The 445-nt window shown below is 36.9% G+C and carries 1 pseudogene; it reads right to left on the bottom strand.

The annotated features are described in order from the left end of the window. Positions 1-445: pseudogene (locus RYX56_RS21205) on the bottom strand (glycerol phosphate lipoteichoic acid synthase); the annotation flags it as partial.

Below are 445 nucleotides of genomic sequence, written 5' to 3'. Positions count from 1 at the left end.
CTCCATTAAAAACTCTGCATCTGATGTTTTACCTTGACCTGTTTGGTGGTAAAAATTATCAAAATAGAACGTGTTTTTATCGTGAGTTAATGAATGAAGGAATGGCATGACTTCCTGTCCATCTGGCATCTTATAATCGATAATGAACGTTTGCAATGATTCCAAGGAAACGTAGATGACATTCATTCCTTTTGCTTTTCCAAAATACTGTGGATTCGGTTCTGCATAATTTGCTTTACGGTAGTTCTCAACGTCAGTAATGTCACTTGAATCGGCTAATGCCCGCTGACTGGATGATTTAATATTTTGGATAACATCGTAAATCGTAAAGTTATAAGCACCAAGATATTTTACAAGGTAATTCCGGTCAAAAGAACGAGTTAAGAGCTGCGGACGATCCTTTTCTGCTAAGCCTAAGTTAATTAACTTAGGCTTAGCAGAAAAG

This window comes from Alkalihalophilus lindianensis (assembly GCF_032843265.1).
GTDB classification, from domain to species: domain Bacteria; phylum Bacillota; class Bacilli; order Bacillales; family Bacillaceae_D; genus Alkalihalophilus; species Alkalihalophilus lindianensis.
The sequence above is the reverse complement of the archived record's forward strand: the minus strand, read 5'-3'. Positions and strand labels throughout refer to the sequence as shown.